Origin of the sequence: Silvanigrella sp. (genome assembly GCF_044369315.1) — a bacterium.
GTDB lineage: Bacteria > Bdellovibrionota_B > Oligoflexia > Silvanigrellales > Silvanigrellaceae > Silvanigrella.
In genome coordinates this window covers 1-3,654 of sequence record NZ_JBIPMD010000288.1, presented here as the reverse complement: position 1 = coordinate 3,654, position 3,654 = coordinate 1, and the positions used below count along the sequence as shown (strand labels likewise).

The 3,654-nt window shown below is 31.2% G+C and carries 3 protein-coding genes and 1 pseudogene; 1 reads left to right on the top strand and 3 read right to left on the bottom strand.

Going from position 1 to position 3,654, the window contains the following annotated elements; translation table 11 throughout:
• Positions 1 to 175: 175 nt before the first annotated feature.
• Complete coding sequence (locus tag ACIQ56_RS15595) at positions 176 to 760, bottom strand: peroxiredoxin (RefSeq protein ID WP_397601964.1); 585 nt, start codon at positions 758 to 760, stop codon at positions 176 to 178.
• Positions 761 to 1,124: 364 nt separating this feature from the next.
• Here ACIQ56_RS15595 and pgsA point away from each other — a divergent pair, with 364 nt between their 5' ends.
• A complete protein-coding gene (gene pgsA / locus ACIQ56_RS15590) occupies positions 1,125 to 1,793 on the top strand; it encodes a CDP-diacylglycerol--glycerol-3-phosphate 3-phosphatidyltransferase (protein WP_397601963.1) in 669 nt (222 codons plus the stop codon).
• A gap of 5 nt (positions 1,794 to 1,798) precedes the next feature.
• Here pgsA and ACIQ56_RS15585 read toward each other — a convergent pair whose 3' ends face one another.
• Together ACIQ56_RS15585 and ACIQ56_RS15580 are read right to left on the bottom strand one after the other, a co-directional pair.
• Positions 1,799 to 2,647, bottom strand: coding sequence for a PilZ domain-containing protein (locus tag ACIQ56_RS15585; RefSeq protein WP_397601962.1), 849 nt, complete (start codon positions 2,645 to 2,647; stop codon positions 1,799 to 1,801).
• Positions 2,648 to 2,740: 93 nt separating this feature from the next.
• Positions 2,741 to 3,654, bottom strand: a pseudogene (locus tag ACIQ56_RS15580) (molecular chaperone HtpG); the annotation flags it as partial.

Below are 3,654 nucleotides of genomic sequence, written 5' to 3'. Positions count from 1 at the left end.
TAATCGCACTGCTTACTTCCACGCTGATGGCTAATCTTTACGTGGGTGAGATTCGCACTCACTGGTTCTTACGCACTTATCTTGGCGCACCATAATAACCCTTTTTTTAAGAAAAAGGCTCTTTAAGGGAAGCGCCTTAAAGAGCCTTAAAATAATATAACAGATTTAGTTATAATTAATGTTTAGATAAGTAATTGCTGACGCCATCTTGAGTTGCTTTCATAGCGTCTTTGCCTTTATTCCAGTTAGCAGGACAAACTTCACCATGTTTTTCAAAATGTTGAAGAGCATCTACAAGGCGAATGGCTTCATCAACGTTACGACCTAATGGAAGATCATTAATAATTTGGTGACGAACTACACCACTTTTATCAATTAAAAATAGACCACGATAAGATACGCCACCATCGCTAAGTACGTCATAATCACGGGCAATGGTACGGTGAATATCAGAAATAAGAGTATATTTTACTCCTTCAATACCGCCTTTATTTTTTGGAGTATTTAGCCAAGCATAGTGCGAAAATTTGCTGTCAATACTACATCCAATAAGTTCAACATCTCTTTTTGTAAAGTCTTCAAGTTTTTCTTGAAAAGCATGAAGTTCTGTTGGGCAAACAAATGTAAAATCGAGAGGGTAGAAAAATAAAACAACATATTTTTTCCCTTTAAAATCAGAAAGGGAAACTTCTTTAAAGTCATTATTTACCACAGCATCTGCTTTAAAGTTTGGCGCTTGACGTCCTACTAATACGCTCATATGGGAACCCCTTTTGCATAAATTAAATGAGAGAGCATACGGGAACTTTTTTATCTCAATGAAGTAGACTATACATTGAAGATTCGATGTCAAGATTATATCTCTTTCGAATAGTTTCATGCCAGTGAAAGATTAGAATATACTTTTGCTTAATAAATCTTCATTAATATATTTTTTTAATTATCTTGTTTGATTGGATAAATCAAAAATTTTGAACTAGAGGATATTTAAAATAGAAAATGTTATATAAATTTTACGTTCGGTCTTGAAAAATGCGCTAGTCCGTTGCAAAACAATGTGAGCTGGGTATGAATGTGATAATCTAAATTCTATTCTATAATATTTTTATATTGTGAGGTTGCTCTTGATTCTATCTTTTTTTAAAAACAATAAGCAATCTTTAGATGAGACTTCTACAGGCAATAAAAATTTGCCAAATTGGTTAAAGAAACTACCAAATAGACTAACTTTTCTTAGAATAATGTGCATTCCAGTGGTAGTTTACCTTATGTCATTGGGTGAAGTTGCTTCTGAATCTGGTCATTTTGGAATTATAAATCCTATCAAAAATCCAAGCATGACAGACATTGCAGCGGCAATTGTATTTGCAGTAGCTGCTATCACCGATTTTTTTGATGGATGGATTGCACGAAAATTTAATGTTGAAACTGTTTTGGGTAAGCTCCTCGATCCTCTTGCAGATAAACTATTAGTTGTTTCTGCTATGGTAATTCTTGTTGAAAAACACAGAATGGATGGCCTTATTGCTGTCATTATTATTGTTCGTGATCTTGGTATAAATGCGATTCGTTTAGCTGCTATAGAAGATGGTATACAAATTCCTTCTAGTTTTATAGGAAAAACAAAAACAACATTTCAAGATTTAGGTATTATAGGTTTAACAATTTGTGGTACTTTATGGTTTGTTCCATTCCATTATATAGGACAATTTTTTATTATGCTTGCATTGGCGGCAAGTTTAATCAGTGGAATTCAATATCTCTATGATTATGCAAAACAATTAAAAAATTAAAAACTTTATACTGGTACAGGATCTACTTCTTTTTTAGGTTTTTCGGCAATTTTAACCATGCGCATTTTTCTTGTTACTTTTTCAAGTAAATTCATAAGGACTTCAAGTTGCATTGGTGTTGAAAATTCAATTGAACAACCAAAAATATGGCCATTAATAGATATTCTTCTTACTTTTCCTGAAACGGGTAAAAATTCTCCATAAGTGGGATGAAATAAATTAAATTCGTTTATTGGTACTTTTATTTTAACTTGCTCATTGGTTTTTAACATTTCATTTCCTACAATAGAAATACTAAAACCAACTAAACTGATATCATTTAGTATGACATCATAATATTTATCATCATTAAGTCTGTATAATTTAATTGGAATTCCTAGTGAAAATCTTTTCGCTTTTCTTCCAATTGTATTTGAAGCTCTTTTTAATTTTCGAGTGATTTCCATAAAATCAATTGGGTCTTTAAAATAATCGTCAAGTTCTTCATAAAAAGCAAGTTTTTTTCTATACTCGGTGATTAAAATATCTTCATTTTTTGCAATAAAAAATAAAGGACATTTTTTTCTTTTTTTACATTCTACTCCAAAATCAATTGCAATTTTATCGTCATCAAATAAAGAAGAATCAATAAATATCAATTCAATATTTTTTACTATTAAGGCTTTTAAGGCTTCGTTAGGGTCTTCAAATCGTACCATAATATGTTCGGATAAAGAGTTTTGAATTGCTTTTTCTACGGTTCGAATTCTTGTTTCATCATCTCTTGTTAATTTAAATAAATATAAAACATATCTTTTCTTTTTTTTAGGAGCTGAATCAAATATAGATTTACCTTCAGAGTCAAACACTTCCATAAAAAAATCCCCTCAATTTTTTAATATATATTAAAAAATTGAGGGGATTAAACTAAAGTAATAAGGTAATCTTTTCCTTTCGGAATAATTTTCTTATTTATTAGAAGCCATTTCCATGATTTTTGTTAAACGCTTAGCAAAAGTACCAGGATTTTTCACTGGGCTACCTTCAGATAAAAGTGCTGTTTCATATAAAACTTCAACCCATTCAGATAATGTAGAGTCATCTGTCCCTTTATTTTTACGATCAGCAAGATTTTTAATTAAAGAGTGTGATGGGTTAATTTCAAGAATTCTCTTATTTACGCTCCCCATGCCTTGCCCTGTTGCTTTCATGATACGTTCCATATGGGCAGTCATCCCATTTTCATCTGCAACTAAACAGCAAGCGCTTTCACGTAGGCGTTTAGAAATTTTCACTTCTTTAATTTTATCAGATAATTTTGTACGGAAAAGATCTAATAGGCCAACAAGTTCTTCAACTGGTTTTTCTTCATTCTTTTTTTCTTCTTCGTTTTCTTTGCCAACGCCAGAAAGATCTAAATCACCTTTATTGATTGATTTAAGATTAAATTCGCCATGTTTTGCATAGCTCATAATAAACCACTCATCGATAGGATCTATGAGGAATAAAACTTCAATGCCACGTGATGTTAAGTCTTCAAGGTGAGGGCTACGTTCAACAGATTCAAAGTTTGGACCTGTTAAATAATATATTTCTTTTTGGCCTTCTGCTTTACGTTCAATATATTCTTTAAAAGATATCCAGCCTTCTTTTCCTGTTTTAGAAGATTTAAAGCGAATAAGTTCACTTAAACTTTCGTGTTGCTCATAATCAAAATGAAAGCCTTCTTTTAAAACGGCACCAAACGTTTGGTAGAATTTTAAATATTTTTCATTGTCAGATGTAGACAAATGTTGAAGGGAAGATAAAGCTTTTTTAATAATTTGTTTTTTAATTTGTGGCAATTTATTATTTTGTTGTAATATTTCGCGAGAAACATTTA